Source organism: Ferrimonas sediminum, from assembly GCF_900100175.1.
In the GTDB taxonomy this organism is placed as follows: domain Bacteria; phylum Pseudomonadota; class Gammaproteobacteria; order Enterobacterales; family Shewanellaceae; genus Ferrimonas; species Ferrimonas sediminum.
Map to the genome: position 1 here is coordinate 324,532 of NZ_FNEM01000003.1, position 16,417 is coordinate 340,948.

Sequence of the window (16,417 nt, forward strand, 5' to 3'; positions counted from 1 at the left end):
TTGTGGGGTGTAATTAGCGTGCGGCGACGTTATCGGCTTGTGGCAGGTGGCAGACGCGGCATTGATACAACTTGCCTTTCACCTGGCCATCGATGGTGTGGCTCACCGGCAGCGTGTTCCTCTTCGGCTTGTGGCAGCTCATGCAGCCATTACGCTTGAGGTTGATGGGGTAAGTCGCCTTGTGAGGGATCAGCGGCGGCTGGCCGGCAAACACATCAGCCACCACGGCCTTTTTCGGGTAGTTGGCGATCTCGGCCGCCGCAACCTGAGTGTTAACCTCGGCGTCACCGCGACGGGATTTAGCCTCATTCTGAGGGGCATCGACGGCGTTCATCTGACAGCCAGCCACGATGAAGGCCGCTGCTACCATTATGATTTTTGCTTTCATTGGTCTCTCCATAGGGGCCGCCGAGCGGCCCCTTCCCTATTCGATTAAGCCTTGACGATCTGAACCGGACACTTCTTGAAGTCGGTCTCTTTCGACATCGGATCCGTGGCATCCAGCAGCAGTTTGTTGACCAGCTGCTTGGCGTCGCAGAACGGCATGAACACCACCCCTTCAGGCATGTCGTAGCGGCCCTTGGTTTCGATGCGGGTGCGCAGGGAACCACGAGGGCTGGACACCACCACTTCATCACCACGCTTGAGGCCTCGCTTGGCGGCGTCTTCGTTGCTCATGTACACCTTGGCGTTGGGGTAAGCGGCATTGAGCTCATCCACACGGCCGGTCATGGTGCCGGTATGCCAATGCTCCAGTACCCGACCGGTACACAACCACAGATCGTAATCGGCACTCAGATCTTCCGCCGGTCCCTCATAGGGGTTGGCAATGATCATCGCCTTACCGTCTGGCTTACCGTAGAACTCGAAGCCACTGCCTGGCTTAACGTAAGGGTCCAGACCCTCTTTGAAGCGCCACAGGGTCTCTTTGCCATCGATCACCGGCCAGCGCAGGCCTTCGCCGAAGTAGTCATCGAAGGCGCCCAGGTCATGTTGGTGACCGCGGGTGAAGTCGGCGTACTCTTCAAACAGGCCTTTCTGCAGGTAGAAGCCCAGCGACTTGGACTCGTCGTTGTACTTGCCTTTGCAATCGGAGACCGGGAACTTGTCCACCACGCCGTTACCGAACAGCACGTCGAACATGGTCTTGCCGCGATACTCCGGCTTGGCAGCCAGCAGCTCTTCCGGCCATACCTCTTCCATCTTGAAGTACTTGGAGAACTCCACCACCTGCAGTACGTCGGAGCGGGCTCCGGCTACCGGCTTAACCAGCTGGTGCCAGTACTGGCCGCGACGCTCGGCGTTACCGTAGGCGCCCTCTTTCTCGACCCACATGGCAGTAGGCAGCACCAGATCGGCCATGGAGGCGGTCACGGTCATGTAGGAGTCGGACACCACAATGAAGTTTTCCGGATTCAGGAACCCTGGCAACGTCTCTTCATTGATGTTGGGGCCGGCCTGCAGGTTGTTGGTCACCTGGGTCCAGTAGCAGTTCAGCTTGCCGTCTTTGAGCATTCGGCTCTGCAACACGGCGTGGTAACCGGGCTTAGGCGGAATGGTGCCTTCCGGCAGCTGCCAGCGTTTCTCGGTAATGTCACGGTGGGGCTTCTTCATCACCACCATGTCGGCTGGCAGACGGTGGGCGAAGGTGCCCACTTCACGGGCGGTACCACAGGCAGAGGGCTGACCGGTGAGCGAGAACGGGCTGTTGCCAGGCTCGGAGATCTTGCCGGTCAGCAGGTGGATGTTGTAGATGGAGTTGTTGACCCACACGCCGCGCACGTGCTGGTTGGCACCCATGCACCACATGCTCATTACCTTACGCTTTGGATCGGCGTAGGCTTTGGCAATCTTCACCAGCGCATCGGCGTCGACACCGGTCTTTTCAACGGTGTACTCCAGGGTGTAGGTGCTGAGGAACTTGGCGTACTCCTCAAAGCTCATCGGCGTCATCTTCTTGGCCGACTTCTGGTTCTTGGCCGCCTTTTCACGAGGATGATCCGGGCGCAGACCGTAACCGATGTCGGTGGTCGCCATGGCAAACTTGGTGTGCTTGTTCACAAACTCTTTGTTTACCGCATCGTTTTCGATGATGTAGTTGGCGATGTAGTTCAGCAGAATCAAGTCGGTCTGCGGCTTGAAAATCAGACCGGTATCGGCGATGTCGAAACAGCGGTTCTTGTAGGTGGAGATGGCATGAATCTGCGCGCCGGGGTGGCCCAGGCGACGCTCGGTGACGCGGTTCCACAGTACCGGGTGCGCTTCGGCGGCATTGGAGCCCCACAGCACGAAATCATCGGCATGCTCAATGTCATCGTAACACCCCATGGGCTCATCGATGCCGAAGGCCCGCAGGAAACCGACCACCGCCGACGCCATACAGTGACGGGCGTTGGGATCGATGTTGTTGGAGCGGAAACCCGCCTTCATCATCTTAACGGCGGCATAGCCCTCCCACACGGTCCATTGACCGGAGCCGAACATGCCAACGGAGCTGGGGCCCTTCTTCTTCAGGGCCGCTTTCCATTTGTCGGCCATGGTTTCATAGGCGCGATCCCAGCTTACCGGAGTCAGTTCACCGTCTTTGGCGTACTGGCCATTTTTCATCCGCAGCAGCGGCGTAGTCAGGCGATCCTTGCCGTACATGATCTTGGACAGGTAGTAGCCTTTGGCACAGGCCATGCCCTTGTTCACCGGGCTGTCCGGGTTACCCCGGGTCGCCATGACCTTGTTGTCGCGGGTACCTACCATAATGGAGCAGCCCACACCGCAGAAGCGGCACGGTGCCTTGCCCCACTCCAGGTCATCCTTACCTTCGGCCGCATTCACCGTGGTGACCGGCAAGATGGCGCCGGCAGCGGTCGCGGCTGCCACCGCCGCATTGGCTTTAATAAACTCGCGTCTGTTCAAGCTCATATCATCCTCTTGATAATTATTAGAGTTGTTCTACACGGTGATAGGCCAGACCGGTGTTAATCACTCCGGCTATGGCGCCTATCGCTTCAATTGCTGCATTGGTGCTTTGCTGGCTGTCACTTTCCAGAGTGACGACGAGCTTGCCGTCCTCTGTCTGAGAGTGCAGTTCACAGCCAGAGATCTGCGCCAGGGCCGGTACGACCTCGGGCTGTGCCTCTTTATGGCAGTGGACCACCAGGCCGCTTATGTGAATAGATTCTGTCAAGGTGTTCACCAACTCGGTTCCAACAAGTTAATAGTGATGGTGTTTTTTTGACCCCGCAGTAACCATACCCCTTAGGGGGTATTCCTTAAGAGATAGGGGACAGGTCGAATTTCTGGCCAAAAACAGAAAGGTTATTTTTTTAACATTTGATTAATATGAGATCTGAGGCCGAATCAAATTCGTGAGCCTGATTGCAGAAATGAGGTTCTGTGGCCAGGATCACAGCCATCCGGGCGGCCAGTTGCTGCAACCGCTGGCCGTCGGAAGCCGGCACCGGCCGGCCCCCTCCCGGGATGCAACGCCGCCGCGGCGGGCATAGGCAGGCCGGGTTACCGGCGCAGAAAGAAGAGGAGGAAAGACTGTCAATTCAATCATATGGACATTCGAATTGGCGATTACATTTTTTTCACAACCTGTGCGTGAGTGCATTTTTTTCATTATTAAATATGTTAAGTTGAGCCTCACAGTTGGGGTTCCCAAAGGACGCTGAACCTGAGATGAACAAACTGAGGTGGCAACTTGGACGCTTGATTCGATTGGGATGGCGCTACTTCTCGATCACTCTGGCCATGGGCCTGATTTTCAGCATTGCCCTGAGCCTGCTGAACCACTCCAACACCATTAACTCCCGCCTGACTTTGGGCCTGTCCCTGTTTGAAGCCTATTACAATCACAGCCACAGCGAACTCAGCCAATTGGCCCAATCGGTGCCCTGGGGAATCTGCAACGCCACCTCTGAGCGGGAATTAAAACGGGCCGCCAAACACTCCCACTACTTTGACTACCTGGCCACCATGAGCGACGAACAGGGATTTTGTCGTGATCAGGATCTGATCATCGCCCCCTCCACCGCCTTTGATGTGGTCGCAACGGGAGCCGGGCCCATCTGGATGAAGAACAACAGTCATCACCTGCAATCCTATCAGTTGATGGCCATCAGACTCGAAGGTAACCGCTACCTGTTCGGCATCAGCAAGAGCCGGCGGCTGATGAAGCTGTTGTTTCCAGAGGAACAGTTTCTAAGCTACTCACTGATCACCCTGAACTACAAACAGGAAACCATCATCACCCTGGGCAGCAGCATCCGCACCGGGTGGTCGCAGCAGTACCACAAGGGCCGAGGGGATCTGGAGATCAACCTCTACGTCCACCCCAAACACCTGCTGATGGCGATGAAGCAGAATCTGGCCATCGGCGTACCGGTGTCGTTGTTTGTCGCCCTGGCCATCACCCTGCTGCTGCTGTACTGGCGCAGCTACCGTGGCCTGCACCCGGAAGATCTGCTGGATACCTTCAGCAACCGGGAAATCTACCCGGTATTTCAGCCCATCGTTGATGGCCGCGACAAGCGGGTGCTGGGCCACGAACTGCTGGCCCGCTGGCAACACCCGCAACTGGGCGCCATCCCCCCCGATGAGTTCATTCCGCTGCTGGAGTTCCACCACCAGCTGGACAGGCTGCTGTACGAATTGGCGCCGCAATGCCAGTACCTGCCCGATCAGCACGGCTACCTGAGCATCAACCTTGCCGGTCAGCAACTGCTGACTGAAAACCGCGACCTTGGGGATTTTCTGGAGCACCTGAGCCGGCAGATTGGTATCGAGCCCTGGCAGATGGTGGTGGAGATCACCGAGCGCGAAGTGCTGGACTTTCAGTCCGCCCATTTTCAGAAAACCCTGTACGACATTCGTCAGCGGGGCTTTAAAGTGGCCATTGACGACTTTGGTACCGGCCATAACGGTCTGGCCAGTCTGAAGGTATTCCAGCCGGATTTCCTTAAGGTGGACAAGAGCTTTGTGCAGATGGTCCACCATCAGAGCGACACGCAGCCGGTGCTGGACTCGATTCTGCAACTGGCGCACCGGCTCAATATCACCCTCATTGCCGAAGGGGTGGAAACCGAGGCGCAGCGCCAGTACCTGCTGGCCCGGGGCGTCATCCGTATGCAGGGCTACCTATTTGCCAGACCCGGCCCGTTGGACAATTCTCAGGCAAAAGAGCAGCAAAACCGCCTTCGTCCCTCCCGCCCGCAGCCGGATTCCACTATACTAGCCGGCGATCTGGCCACCAGGCAGACCTGAATTAGGTGAAAAAATGAAAATTTGTGCGGTTGAATTGAAAAGTAACGAAGCCATTGTCTGCATCCTTGGCTTGGATCGGGGTCTGTTTAATGTGGCCGAGTGCCGCGCCCGGAAGCTGACTCTGAATGACGGCACCGCGGTCAAGCCGCTTAAGGCGTTTCAGGCGGAGTTCGCCAAGCTGGTCAGCGACTACAAGGTCGATAAAGTGGTGATTCGCGAGCGACCGATGAAAGGCAAGTTTGCCGGCAGTGCCATCGGATTCAAGATGGAAGCGGCCATGCAGCTGGCGGAAGGCATTGATGTGGAAGTGGTGTCCGGCACCGCCATCAAAGAGAGCCTCAAGCGTCAGCCGGTGGACATCGGCATGAAAGAGGTGGGCCTGAAGCAGTTCCAGGAGCACGCCTTCGCCACCGGCTATGCCTACCTGAACATGAAGCGCTAACCACCGGTTAGCTGCTGACTCACCGCCCGGCCCGTGCCGGGCGGTGTCGTTTTACCCCGGCTAACGGCGCTCGCCCCGACCAAAGCGGTAGATCAACTGGGTCGCCAGCAGATCATCGGTGGTGGAAAAACGGGTGCTGTGAAAATGACGCCAGTCCGCCTGCACCGCCCAGTTGGGGTGCAACTGCCAATGCAGCCCCAGCCCGCCATTGACCTGAAACGTCTTCTTGTCCCGATCCTGATCCCGCAGCGTTTCTCCAATTCCCAGCGTCACAAACGGCCGCAGATCACGGTCACCATTAAAGTAGTACTGCACATCGGCGCTGTAATTCTCATAGGTCAGCTGCTTGCCGGTGCCCTTTTCGCTGAGATCGGTGCTGGCGTAGCTCAAGCGGGTCGACCAGCGCGGAGAGAAGTAGAGGCCCAGAGTCACCACAGGTACGCTACCGCCCCCGACCGCCCAGTAATCATCCGGGTTCAGCTCCGCCACCCCTATCCCCAGTCCGACAATACCAAAATCCACAGGATCCTCCGCATGATGGCGACCAGAACCTCGAACTGACGCAAGCTCCCCGGCCTCACCACTGCTGCCGCCGAAACGGTATCTGAGCCCCAGCTGCACCTGAGTATCACTGCGACTATTGCCCATCGGCACCTCGCTGACGGTCAGGTAACCGGTCCCAGCCTTAATCACCTGCCGTTCAAACAGGCTATTGATGCCCCGTCCCAACGCATCCACAGGGTCGAGAAAGAACAACGCCGTATCACCCAGGGTCTGTGACCCCCACACCTTGCCCCCCTGGGCCCAGATCGTCTGCTCGGCGTGAAACGCCCATTCGCCATACACCCAGCCCAGCACCGGCGTGACGACGATATCCTGGATCGACGGCACCTCGGCAAAGGCCTCCAGGCCGTACTCCCAGTAGAAGGTCGACATCAGGAAGGAGTACATAAAGGCGTCCCACTGCCGATAGCCCGATTTGCGCGCCACCTGGTAATAGACGCCACCAAAATAGGTGTGGCCGACGTAGTTGATCTGCCAGTTATCCCGGTCCCACACCGGCCCCTGGGACACGTTATCCCACCATTTGCTGAAGGGTTTGGCGTTATCCTTGTCCCAGTTGGAGATGTCTTCGGGCAGCAAGGCAATGAAGCCGGCCACCCCCACCCCGTACCAGGCCAGGGACTTGGTCTGTGACCACAACCGGGCCTTGTCCTCGCCATGGGGCGCATCAAACAGCGATACCCGGTAGGGGTCGTCGTACGCCGATGCCGACACGCTCTTCTGCTCCCAGCTGCTGTTGGTCACCTGGTGCCGGTACACCTCCTCGGACTCGGCCCAGCCCGACCCGCTCCACGCCATCACAACCACTGCCGCCATCAGCCATTGACGCGCTATCCCTGTCATCATGTTAACTCCCTGAAATTTGGCGCTGATTCAATTATAACCAGCCATAACAAAGTGGTAACGTTTTTCTGATATTCAATCGTCGGGGGAACTGGCAAGGCCTGGCAACAATGGGAAAAGGGTCAATGGTCACCACCTGAGTGTGCCAACCCGTTGAAGATTCGAACCACCAACGACGAACCCACCACCGCTGGCCGGTGTTGCGGCATGCCACGCTGTCTGCTCTGCTGCTGGCCGGGATCGGCGCAGGGTTGACGGGCCGTTCACGGTGTGTTGCGGGAGTGAGGCTGGTGAGGATCTTACCCGCCACTTCTACCGGCAGCCTCGATGGCGGCTGGGTGCAAAGACTGAACTCTGGATGGAGATCACCGGGGCTGCCGCCCCGGTGGCTTACGGTTACAGAATCGGGGTCATCTCCAGGCCGACCCCGATGCGATTGGTCTTAACGTTATAGTCAATCAGGCTTTCGCCATAGCCATAGAAATACTGCACATAGCCACGGACCTTATTCCCCAGTGGAAAGGTCCAGCCCAACTCGGCCGAACCGCGGTTGTCCTTCACATCCAGGTTATTGCGGAACTGGCCCATGAAGGTGTGCTCCTGGTATTTGTAGATCACCCCCAACTCGCCATAGCCCAGATAGTCGGTGATGTCCGGATTGTCATCGCCCCGGGTGTCCTGTGGGGATTGCTTCTCATCCTCTGGCAGGCGATACCATCCGGTGGCCGCAACAGTCCAGTCTCCCTGCTCAAATACCGCCGTTCCCACCAGCCGGTTCCAGCTTCGACTCTTGTCACCATTCTGGCCATTGGACTGATGGTTGATGCCAAAGCCGACCACCGGCAGTTTCCAGTCCCCCAGCGTCCAGTCCACCTTTTGCGCCCAGAACAGCTCCGGCTCATGGTTGGTTTCCCGAAACGGCGCCGAGTGGTCGGTGTTGTAAGCCTGCCACCAACTCTGGTTGGTGTAGGCAAAAAACAGCCGGCCGGAGTCGGAAAACAGCGGCACCGTCAGCGGCAGCTTAAAGCTGAACTGGAATTTGATCTCCGAGCGCTGCAACGGCAGTTCGTCGGGGTCAAACGGCGCCTGGTTCGGCGTGTCATTGTAGGTAAAGGGCAGTATGTAGTTGTTTCGGTGCGCAGTGAGGCTGAAATCGGATCCCATCAGCCTCTGCTCATCTTCGATGCGCTGCTCCAGTGCCGACTCGTGCGGTTCCCTGACATTCGGGTCGTGGCGAGCCGCCACCACGGTGCTGCTATCGACCGTCTCAGCACACTGCTGACGAAGCTGGGCAACGGTGGTGTCTGCCGTCGCCGTTTCAAGCGCCTGCAACAAGCACTGCTGCTGCTCGGTCGCCAGTGGCGCCGCCGCCATCATCACCAGAGTGAATCCCATTTTCCATCCTGTGTATTACCAACAAATTGATATCAGAATATCAAAAAATCAATTCAAAAATAACAAACACTTACACTAACCCAAGGGGCAGAGATACGAAAAAACCGGCCAATGGCCGGTTTCGCAATCTGCGGGCACATTACGCCCTCAGATCTTTCACCAATTGTTCGATGACCTGCGCCTGCTGGCTGATCCGCTCTACGTTGCCCGCAGAGTCACGAATCATCCCCACCACGTCGTGGGACTGGCTGCGCACCCGCTCCAGGCTGGAGGCGATATCCGCCGCCACACTGCCCTGCTGGGTCGCCGCCGCCGCGATCTCGGCACTGCGATTGGAGATAGACAGGTTCAGGGCACTGACCCGCTCAATCTCATCGTGGACGCCGCTCATCAGAGTCTGGCTCTGGTGGGCATTTTCCACCGTGCTGTCGGTCATCCGTTTCAGCCCCAGGCTGTGTCCCTGCAGCCCCTCAACCATGCCCTGAATCTCCACCGTGGCCTGCTGGGTCCGGCTGGCCAGGGTGCGTACTTCATCGGCCACCACCGCAAATCCGCGCCCCTGCTCACCGGCCCGGGCCGCTTCGATGGCGGCATTGAGTGCCAACAGGTTGGTCTGCTCGGAGATGGCGTTGATGGTCGTCAGCACCTTGCCGATCTCGATACTGCTGGCATCCAGCTCCGCCACCGCCTGACGCGCCTGCTCAATCTCCTTCGCCAGGGTACCAATGGCACCGCGGGTATCACCCACTTTGCGCTGCCCCTCGTTGGACGCCTCGGCGGCATTCTGGGTTTGTGCCGAGGAGTCTTCGGCGTGTGCGGCCACCTCCCGAATGGAGGCCTCCATCTGCACACTGGCCCCGGCCAGGCCATCAATCTGGGATTGTTGATCCGCCGCCAGCACCTCCGACTGCTGACTCATTCCAGTCAACTCCTCACCGATACCGGACAGCAGCGACGAGGCGTTTCGCATCTCCAGCACCAACTGCTGTTCCCGCTCCGTGACCCGATCGATGGTCACCGCCAGCAGGCTGAATTCATCCCGGACCGGAATGTAGTTCAGCCGCTGTTGCAGGTCGCCATCGGCCAGGTTTTGCAGTGCCCGGTAGGTACTGAACATCGCCCCGCCGATGAAGCTCATGACGTAATACGCCACCATCGCCGCCACCGTAACCAGCAGGGCCAGTACCGCCACCTGCCAGGCTGCCAGCTGTGACAGCAAGCCGGGTTGTGGACTTGCCACCACCCGGTAGCCTGCGGCAGAGGTGTCCGGTTCCAGGAGCAGGCCACTGCCCTGCAAAAGATCAACCGCCTCGGCCCGGTTCACCTCGCCACGGGCCAACAGCCGCTGCACCAGTTGCTGTTGCTGGGCCTGGGCCTGATCAGCCCGATGATCCGCCTGCTGAACCAGCACCGAAGAAAAGAACAGGAAAGCCACTAAAGGCAACAGGAAAATGAGGTAGAATTTTTCTCTCAAGCTGAGGTGGATCAGCCATTTATCCACCCAGCGAAATGCGACTTCTTTCATTCTGAGACCCACAGAATCTGCATTGATAACCGGGCCAACCACACCCGCAGATGCACATATGCCGACCCACGCATAACACGGCCAGTATAATCATCCATCAGGATATTAAAAGGATGTTATCACCCTGACTTGTGGGTTGGCGATTTAACGCTCAATTGTTAAAAGAGTGCCCCAATCGCTCCACCCACCAGTCGATGGCGTCTTTGACATCATCGGTGGAGTCGATGATCGCCCCCAGCCCCTTCCCGCCCTGGCGGCGGTCGATGGCCGCGATCAGCGGTTGACCGGTTTCTCCGTCTCTGACCAGCAGTTCAATGGTGCCACCGCCCACATTGGTGTACTCACCGGTGACCACCTTGGACAGGGTGGAGATCCCCAGCCCCACCGGCAGCAGCGTGCTGGTCACCGCCAAAATGGGGTTGGGCGTCTCGATATTGGTCAGGGCGATGCTCATTCTCAGGGTCGATTCATCCACCTCGTCCACCAGGGTAAAGCGGCCGTCCAGTTTATCAATGATCGCCTCGGTAATGTAACGGGTCAGCTCATCCACCTGTTCATTGGTGATGCCGGTATCCTCATCCACCACCACCCATACCTGCTCCAGAGCCAGCTTATCGTAGCCTTTCAGCCGCTGCTGCAGCTCGGCAATGGAGCCGATCGACGGTGTCGCCCACACCAGATCCACGCCCCCCTCAGGCCCTGGACGAAAATCCTCAAAAGAGCTGAACAGGGCATCGTGCTGTAACATCCTGTGGGCACAACCGGTCACCAGCAGCAGAGGCAATAACACAAACAGGAAACGCTTCATCGGAATCTCAGTGAATCGAAAGTCAATGACGGCAGTTTAACAGGAGCAAACCCAAAATGTAGCAGGGGTTAACCCGACATCATAAAGCGCCGCTTTCCCGCCACTGCTGCAGAAAAAACAACACGATCACTCCAAGGGTCAACAGGGTGACCAGGGTCGTACACAGAATCTCCCTTGGCGCTGTCACCGGGCTTCGACGGCCGGCGCCACCAGCTTGACCACTCATGACCGCCTCCCGATACCCAGTCGGCCGGGCAGATAACGGCGGCCCCTGGCCCGAAGCTCCAGCGTCAGGGTCAAAAACCGCCCCAGCGGGCAAAACAACCGGCACCAGAAATCGCTGACCACAAACGCCCCCAGCAAGCTCAGAGGCAGCAGGTACCACTGTACGCCCAGGCCATCGAGGGAGAACAGCATCGAAAAGGGTTCGTAGGCTCCCATGGCTGGCGTGCGCGACAGAAAAATCAGCATCGTCGACAGCCACAGCAAGCCGTTGGCCAGCCATTTGCCACGGCGCTTCAGCGCCGGGTGCAGAGCTAGGTTGAGGCCGCTGATGCGATGCAGCCATTTCTGAATCTGGTGAAAAGGACACAGCTGGCTGCAGTACAGGTTTCGCCCCAGTAACAGGATGGATCCCAGGGTGCCCGCCAGCATGATGTACCACAGCGGATGCTGAGCCGGTGACGGGAAATAGCCCAGCAGCATCGAACCCACCAGGGCGATGGACAGCGCCGAGTTCAACCAGTAGCCAATCAGCAACACCGAGGCCACCGACAGCACCCGGTTGTAGCGGCTCTGGTAAGCCCGGGGAACCCGCCGGCTCAGGGCCGCCGCCACGAACAGCAGCACGGCCAGCAGCTCCTTGAGGCCAACGTGCAGCTCAGGCTCGGCCCAGCTTCGCGCCAGTCCCAGCCGCATCGCCGCCTGATGGGCTCCCTGACGAATACTCGACGTCAGCCCTCGGGAGGTCAGGGTTGCACCACTGAGCGCATCCACCCCCTGCCCCAACAAAAAATCACTGTTGGCCATGTGGCCGCGAAACTGGCGCAAAAACTTACCGTCGGCAAAGCGAAACAGGTACCCCGGTGTCTCTTTGTGCGACACCAACCGGGTATCCTGCAGCCGCCCCCGCTCATCCACAATTACCGCAGTGACCAGAGGCCCGCCGTAGCCCTGTCCCTGCCCCAGGCTCACCGTCAATGCCCTGTTTTCGTCCAGCACTCGGTACTGCTCGCCAGAGGCCTCCGTCAGCCGCTGAATCTCGGCGCCGGGAAACACCTCCTGCAGCTGCAGCAGGTGATCCGGTTGACGCCACACCAGCCCCACCACGAAGGCGGCCAGCAATGACAGCCAGCACAGGCGCCCAAGCCAGGGTGCCCAGTTGATGGCCGGCCGCGACACTGTCCGGCCGCGGTTGTTCGATTGCTTCATCGTTGTCTCTTATGCAAACGGCCCCCACGCCCGGCGCGGGGACCGCATTAACTCACTTTCTACCGGGCAGGACCCAATGGCGTACCGTCAATACCGTCAGCATCAGCGAGGAAAGGCCGAAGCACAGCAGACCCATGGCGCCAGACTGAGGCTCTCCTTCGGCAAAGGAGCCCCAGGACCAGCCCACACACAACCACAGCAGCACAAAGGCCAGCCCCAAACCCAGATTGGCTTTCCACTCCAGAACAAAGGTGCGTCGCAGCCTCAGATAGCCCCACAGCGCCGCCGTGGTGCCCATGCCCATCAAGTACCACATCAATCCCATCATCGCTCGTTCCCCTTAACTAAAGTCGCCACTGAATCCGCTGACCCAGAACTTCTCAATCGCCTTCTCATCATTGACGTTGCCGTAACCGAACAGGATGTCCGCCTGGGTCATCATGCTGTGCACCATGCCACCGGTGAAGGTATTGGAAGCATCGATCAGACGATGGTGCCAAAAGTCCGGTTTGTTCCACGGACAGGCGGCGATACAGATACCGCAGTCACCGCCATTCTCAGACCAGAACTTGAAGCACTTCTTGGAGTCGCTGTAGAACTTCAACACCCCCTTGTGATTCTCCCAGCAATACTGCGGATCGTCGGCACCCGCATAGGTCGGCGCCATCGACGGCTTATCATCCATGCAGATGGCATCGGAAGGGCAGGCATCGCCACAGCGTTTGCAATGTTCGCAGAACGAGATGATGCCGAAGTCCCGGGGCTTGTCGTACGCCACCTCATCCAGTTCCAGGTCGGTGTACACCTTGCAGATACGTACCCTGGGACCGAGGTTGGGCGCGACCAGGGCGCCGTTGCGGGCCCCCTCACCCAGGCCGGCGGAGATGGCGTAAGCCACCGAGTTACCCAGGTCGTTGCCGGAACCCACGGCCTGATAGCCCAACTTGCGCAGGAAGTGGGCCATGGAGCCGGCTATCAGACAGCTGTTGCTGTAGCCCATACCGGCCGTGGACGAGGCCGGGATGGCGGGCGCGGTAGCCATCGCCTCGTAGTCCATCTCTACCAGCATCACGATCACGCTCTTGGGCTCGAACGGGAAGTCCTCCTCCCAGGTGAGCGCCTGCTCCGAGCGCACGTCGTAGATGGGGCTGTAGTCCCAGCGCGGGTCGCGCTTGCAGATGCCCACCCTCACGGCACCGAAAGTCTTGGCGGCGGTTTTGATGGCGCTGATCTTCTCGACTGAGCCCTTGAAGGGGTACCGGTGCGGCTCCACTCCAGACTGATCCCAACCCAACACACCACTGTTGGGAATGCCGGCGGACTGCAGCGGCGCCATTACATCCTGGCCGTGCCAACATGCTTGCTCCAGGGCAAAATCCAGCTGGGTGTAGCCCGGCTTGGTGTTATCCGGCCGCTGGTGGGCGGTAGCAAAACGAAACATCCCCTGCTGGAAGTTGAACGGGGTCTCACCACTGCGGATGGGACCGCCACTGTCCTGGCTGAAATTGACGTTGCGCTCCGGATGGGCCGCCACCAGCGCCTTGCTGGTGGCAAACGTCAGCAGCACATTACGCTGATCAAACGGGGCAAAATCTGTGGCCAGGGGCCGGGGGTAGCCATCGAGCTCCACCCCCTCCATCCGCTGTTTCAGCCAGGCGCCGGCACCGGCCACCGCGCCAACGCCGGCAACGGCACCGGCGCCCAGTTTCAAAACCTGGCGGCGACTTTCATCGACACCGATTTGCTGTTTGTCACTCATGGTTACCCCTGTATTGAATAAACAACATCTAAATACGTTGCCAAATACTCTACACCTAATATTTAACGTCTTTTAAAAGTTCGGCTGAAAAACACCTTTGCAAAATAAGCAAAAAAGAATAACCACAGACAAAGATCAAACTCACAAAAAGTATTTATTGCGACCAATAGAATACTCACCGAATAGAAACCGGCTCGGAACGAGTCGATTTCTAATATTCGACACCCGGCTTCATTTAATCACTAAATATGCTAACCGGTGTCTGCAGCAAAACAAATTTAAAAACAAATAATAACTCGACCTAATTCCTTTATATCAGTATCGAGGTTCAATTGATGAAAACACTTCGCCTTTCTTTCGCTCTGACCGCCATCATGGCCAGCTCCGCTTTTGCCGCCACCTCCGGCTCCCACTACCCCATCGGTGGTGAAGGCGTCATGGCCGGAACGCCCCCGCCTCCCGGTGTGCATTACCGGATGTACAACACCTGGTACAGTGCCGACAAGCTGACCGACAACAACGGCGACAACACCGGGCTGGACGTGGATATCGACGCTTACGTGCAGCTGCACCGGCTGGTTCATGTCACCGACAAAACGTTGTTCGGTGCCAACTGGGCCTACAACGTGATCGTCCCCTTGGTGCATGAGGAGTTCTCCTCCTCCGCCCTTGGCATCGACCACGAGACCAGCTTTGCCCTCGGCGACGTAGTTCTCGAGCCCCTGGCCCTGTTCTGGTATGGCGAGGAGTTCGACGCTGCCCTGGGGCTGGCGGTGATCGCCCCTACCGGCGACTACAACCCTCACGACGCCGCCTCTCCGGGCATGGGCTTCTGGAGCGGTATGCTGACCCTGGGCGGCACCTATTACCTGGGTGACGACCGCTCCTGGAGCGCCAGCATCCTGACCCGCACCATCTACAATGGCAAACAGGACGATACCGAGATCCGCCCCGGCGCCGAGTTCGCGCTAGAGGGGGGCATTGGTAAACAGTTCGCCCTCAATGAACGCTGGCTGGCTCGTCCAGGCATCAGCTATGGCGCCAGCTGGCAGATCAGTGATGACAGCCGCGACGGGGCCGGCGTGGTGGCCGACCAGAGAAAGGAGAGTTATTGCATCGGCGCCGAACTGAACCTGTTCTACCTGCCCTGGCACCTGCAGGGCAACCTGCGTTACGCCACCGAATTCGGCAGCAAAAACACCGCCGAAGGCAACTCGCTGGTATTTACCCTGACCAAATCATTCTGATTCACGACTCGGGGGGAGTACGCTTCCCCTGACCCTCCGCCACGATGCCCTGGTCCACCATCTGCTCGATTTGCCGCTGCAACCGCTCATACTCCCGGTGAACAAAATCCAGTGCCAGGGTCACCTTATGGGACAGGAAGCGTCGATAGGAATACAGCCCCCAGGTATTGACCTCGCAGCAGTACTGACCATCGAACAGGGGCAGCAAGCGGCCACTGCGCATCTCCTCCATACACATCACCAAAGGCGCCCAGACCACCCCCATCCCCTCCACCGCCGCCGAGATGCACAAGCCGTTGTTCTCTGATTCAATCGGGCCATCAACCTCGATGCAGTGATTGCTGCTGCCATCGTTCCACATCCACAAATTGCCCGGCTTCACTCCCTTGGGCGACATCAGGCAGGGGTAATCGACCAGTTGCCGCGGGTGGGTCAGTTGCGGGTGGGCGGCAATGAACTCGGGACTGGCGAGAAAACCACGTTGAAACGAGGCCAGTTTACGCCCCACCAGTGACGAGTCCGGCGGGCTGAACTGACTAATAAAGACGGTAATGTCGGCCTGAATGTCCATAGGATTTTGCCGGCTCTGATAGGAGATAAACTTCAACTTTAATTTCGGGTACTGATCATGAAACTGTCGCAGTGACGGCACCATTAACTTATTCACAAAGTCGATTGGGGCGGCAATCACTACGTCTCCCTCGGGTTCATCCTGCAGTCGGCCCACGGTCAACTCCAGAGTATCAACCTCGGCAAGAATAACATTGGCCCTTTCGACCAACGCCTCACCGGCTTCCGTTAACGCCAGACTTCGAGTGGTTCTCTCTAATAATCGGCTACCGAGCTTTTCTTCCAGCAGAGCAATTCTACGACATACCTTTGACACCGGAATCCCCAATACTCTGGCCGCTTCACTCTGACTGCCATATTCAATAACAGCAATAAACAGGGCCAGGTCATCAGTATTCATCACATTCTCAATTGGTCGCAGTATGAAAAACGGATTATCAATAAATCCATCGCCTCTTTTCGTGATCCTTGCCCTGCTTTTTCGTTCCCTCGCCCAAACAGGATGAACCCCGCCGCACTCCTGCAATTTACTAGGACAAACTGCACACCGCCGTTGTAACCAGTTACCGTC

At 58.2% G+C, this 16,417-nt stretch carries 15 protein-coding genes; 3 read left to right on the forward strand and 12 right to left on the reverse strand.

Features of this window, described 5'->3' with window-relative positions; all coding sequences use genetic code 11:
* Positions 1-13: 13 nt before the first annotated feature.
* Genes BLT77_RS05830 through BLT77_RS05840 form a run of 3 tightly spaced genes read right to left on the reverse strand, consistent with a single transcriptional unit; the run spans position 14 to position 3,181 of the window.
* Entirely contained in the window at positions 14-388 is a 375-nt protein-coding gene (locus BLT77_RS05830) for a nitrate reductase cytochrome c-type subunit (protein WP_090363378.1), read from the reverse strand.
* A gap of 44 nt (positions 389-432) precedes the next feature.
* Positions 433-2,916, reverse strand: coding sequence for a nitrate reductase catalytic subunit NapA (napA, locus tag BLT77_RS05835; RefSeq protein WP_090363379.1), 2,484 nt, complete (start codon positions 2,914-2,916; stop codon positions 433-435).
* A gap of 19 nt (positions 2,917-2,935) precedes the next feature.
* Positions 2,936-3,181, reverse strand: coding sequence for a chaperone NapD (locus BLT77_RS05840; protein ID WP_176819201.1), 246 nt, complete (start codon positions 3,179-3,181; stop codon positions 2,936-2,938).
* Between the two features lie 497 nt (positions 3,182-3,678).
* On the opposite strand from BLT77_RS05840, the gene BLT77_RS05845 reads away from it, so the two are divergent.
* Entirely contained in the window at positions 3,679-5,262 is a 1,584-nt protein-coding gene (locus BLT77_RS05845; protein ID WP_090363382.1) for an EAL domain-containing protein, read from the forward strand.
* A 13-nt stretch (positions 5,263-5,275) separates the two neighbouring features.
* Complete coding sequence (locus tag BLT77_RS05850; RefSeq protein WP_090363385.1) at positions 5,276-5,704, forward strand: DUF3010 family protein; 429 nt, start codon at positions 5,276-5,278, stop codon at positions 5,702-5,704.
* A gap of 60 nt (positions 5,705-5,764) precedes the next feature.
* Here BLT77_RS05850 and BLT77_RS05855 read toward each other — a convergent pair whose 3' ends face one another.
* The 8 genes from BLT77_RS05855 to BLT77_RS05885 form a co-directional block, all read right to left on the reverse strand.
* Complete coding sequence (locus BLT77_RS05855) at positions 5,765-7,114, reverse strand: DUF3943 domain-containing protein (protein WP_090363387.1); 1,350 nt, start codon at positions 7,112-7,114, stop codon at positions 5,765-5,767.
* Positions 7,115-7,507: 393 nt separating this feature from the next.
* Complete coding sequence (locus BLT77_RS05860) at positions 7,508-8,506, reverse strand: phospholipase A (RefSeq protein ID WP_090363389.1); 999 nt, start codon at positions 8,504-8,506, stop codon at positions 7,508-7,510.
* 139 nt (positions 8,507-8,645) lie between these two features.
* Positions 8,646-10,031: a methyl-accepting chemotaxis protein gene (locus BLT77_RS05865; RefSeq protein WP_090363391.1), complete on the reverse strand. Its 1,386-nt coding sequence runs from the start codon at positions 10,029-10,031 to the stop codon at positions 8,646-8,648.
* A 151-nt stretch (positions 10,032-10,182) separates the two neighbouring features.
* Complete coding sequence (locus BLT77_RS05870) at positions 10,183-10,839, reverse strand: DUF3313 domain-containing protein (protein WP_090363393.1); 657 nt, start codon at positions 10,837-10,839, stop codon at positions 10,183-10,185.
* Between the two features lie 79 nt (positions 10,840-10,918).
* Positions 10,919-11,065 (reverse strand): hypothetical protein, encoded by a 147-nt coding sequence (locus BLT77_RS20220; RefSeq protein ID WP_176819202.1) that lies wholly within the window; start codon positions 11,063-11,065, stop codon positions 10,919-10,921.
* Positions 11,062-12,270 carry an FMN-binding protein gene (locus BLT77_RS05875; RefSeq protein WP_090363395.1) on the reverse strand — a complete coding sequence of 403 codons (1,209 nt, stop codon included), beginning with the start codon at positions 12,268-12,270 and terminating at the stop codon, positions 11,062-11,064. Before BLT77_RS05875 ends, BLT77_RS20220 begins: the two co-directional genes overlap by 4 nt.
* Before the next feature lie 52 nt (positions 12,271-12,322).
* Entirely contained in the window at positions 12,323-12,598 is a 276-nt protein-coding gene (locus tag BLT77_RS05880) for a tetrachloroethene dehalogenase (RefSeq protein WP_090363397.1), read from the reverse strand.
* A 12-nt stretch (positions 12,599-12,610) separates the two neighbouring features.
* Positions 12,611-14,029, reverse strand: a complete 1,419-nt coding sequence (locus BLT77_RS05885) for a reductive dehalogenase (RefSeq protein ID WP_090363400.1) — start codon at positions 14,027-14,029, stop codon at positions 12,611-12,613.
* 335 nt (positions 14,030-14,364) lie between these two features.
* Here BLT77_RS05885 and BLT77_RS05890 point away from each other — a divergent pair, with 335 nt between their 5' ends.
* Positions 14,365-15,276 (forward strand): SphA family protein, encoded by a 912-nt coding sequence (locus BLT77_RS05890; protein WP_245709879.1) that lies wholly within the window; start codon positions 14,365-14,367, stop codon positions 15,274-15,276.
* 1 nt (position 15,277) lies between these two features.
* Here BLT77_RS05890 and BLT77_RS05895 read toward each other — a convergent pair whose 3' ends face one another.
* Positions 15,278-16,246, reverse strand: a complete 969-nt coding sequence (locus tag BLT77_RS05895; protein WP_090363402.1) for a LysR family transcriptional regulator — start codon at positions 16,244-16,246, stop codon at positions 15,278-15,280.
* Between the last annotated feature and the right edge of the window lie 171 nt (positions 16,247-16,417).

Bases quoted from the DNA above. Each gene is read 5' to 3' on its own strand.
- BLT77_RS05855 (WP_090363387.1), bottom strand. From the start codon at position 7,114: ATGATGACAGGGATAGCGCGTCAATGGCTGATGGCGGCAGTGGTTGTG.
- BLT77_RS05870 (WP_090363393.1), bottom strand. From the start codon at position 10,839: ATGAAGCGTTTCCTGTTTGTGTTATTGCCTCTGCTGCTGGTGACCGGT.
- BLT77_RS05890 (WP_245709879.1), top strand. From the start codon at position 14,365: ATGAAAACACTTCGCCTTTCTTTCGCTCTGACCGCCATCATGGCCAGC.
- BLT77_RS05895 (WP_090363402.1), bottom strand. From the start codon at position 16,246: ATGAATACTGATGACCTGGCCCTGTTTATTGCTGTTATTGAATATGGC.
- BLT77_RS05850 (WP_090363385.1), top strand. From the start codon at position 5,276: ATGAAAATTTGTGCGGTTGAATTGAAAAGTAACGAAGCCATTGTCTGC.
- BLT77_RS05875 (WP_090363395.1), bottom strand. From the start codon at position 12,270: ATGAAGCAATCGAACAACCGCGGCCGGACAGTGTCGCGGCCGGCCATC.
- napA (WP_090363379.1), bottom strand. From the start codon at position 2,916: ATGAGCTTGAACAGACGCGAGTTTATTAAAGCCAATGCGGCGGTGGCA.
- BLT77_RS05830 (WP_090363378.1), bottom strand. From the start codon at position 388: ATGAAAGCAAAAATCATAATGGTAGCAGCGGCCTTCATCGTGGCTGGC.
- BLT77_RS05880 (WP_090363397.1), bottom strand. From the start codon at position 12,598: ATGATGGGATTGATGTGGTACTTGATGGGCATGGGCACCACGGCGGCG.
- BLT77_RS05885 (WP_090363400.1), bottom strand. From the start codon at position 14,029: ATGAGTGACAAACAGCAAATCGGTGTCGATGAAAGTCGCCGCCAGGTT.
- BLT77_RS05845 (WP_090363382.1), top strand. From the start codon at position 3,679: ATGAACAAACTGAGGTGGCAACTTGGACGCTTGATTCGATTGGGATGG.
- BLT77_RS05860 (WP_090363389.1), bottom strand. From the start codon at position 8,506: ATGGGATTCACTCTGGTGATGATGGCGGCGGCGCCACTGGCGACCGAG.
- BLT77_RS20220 (WP_176819202.1), bottom strand. From the start codon at position 11,065: ATGAGTGGTCAAGCTGGTGGCGCCGGCCGTCGAAGCCCGGTGACAGCG.
- BLT77_RS05865 (WP_090363391.1), bottom strand. From the start codon at position 10,031: ATGAAAGAAGTCGCATTTCGCTGGGTGGATAAATGGCTGATCCACCTC.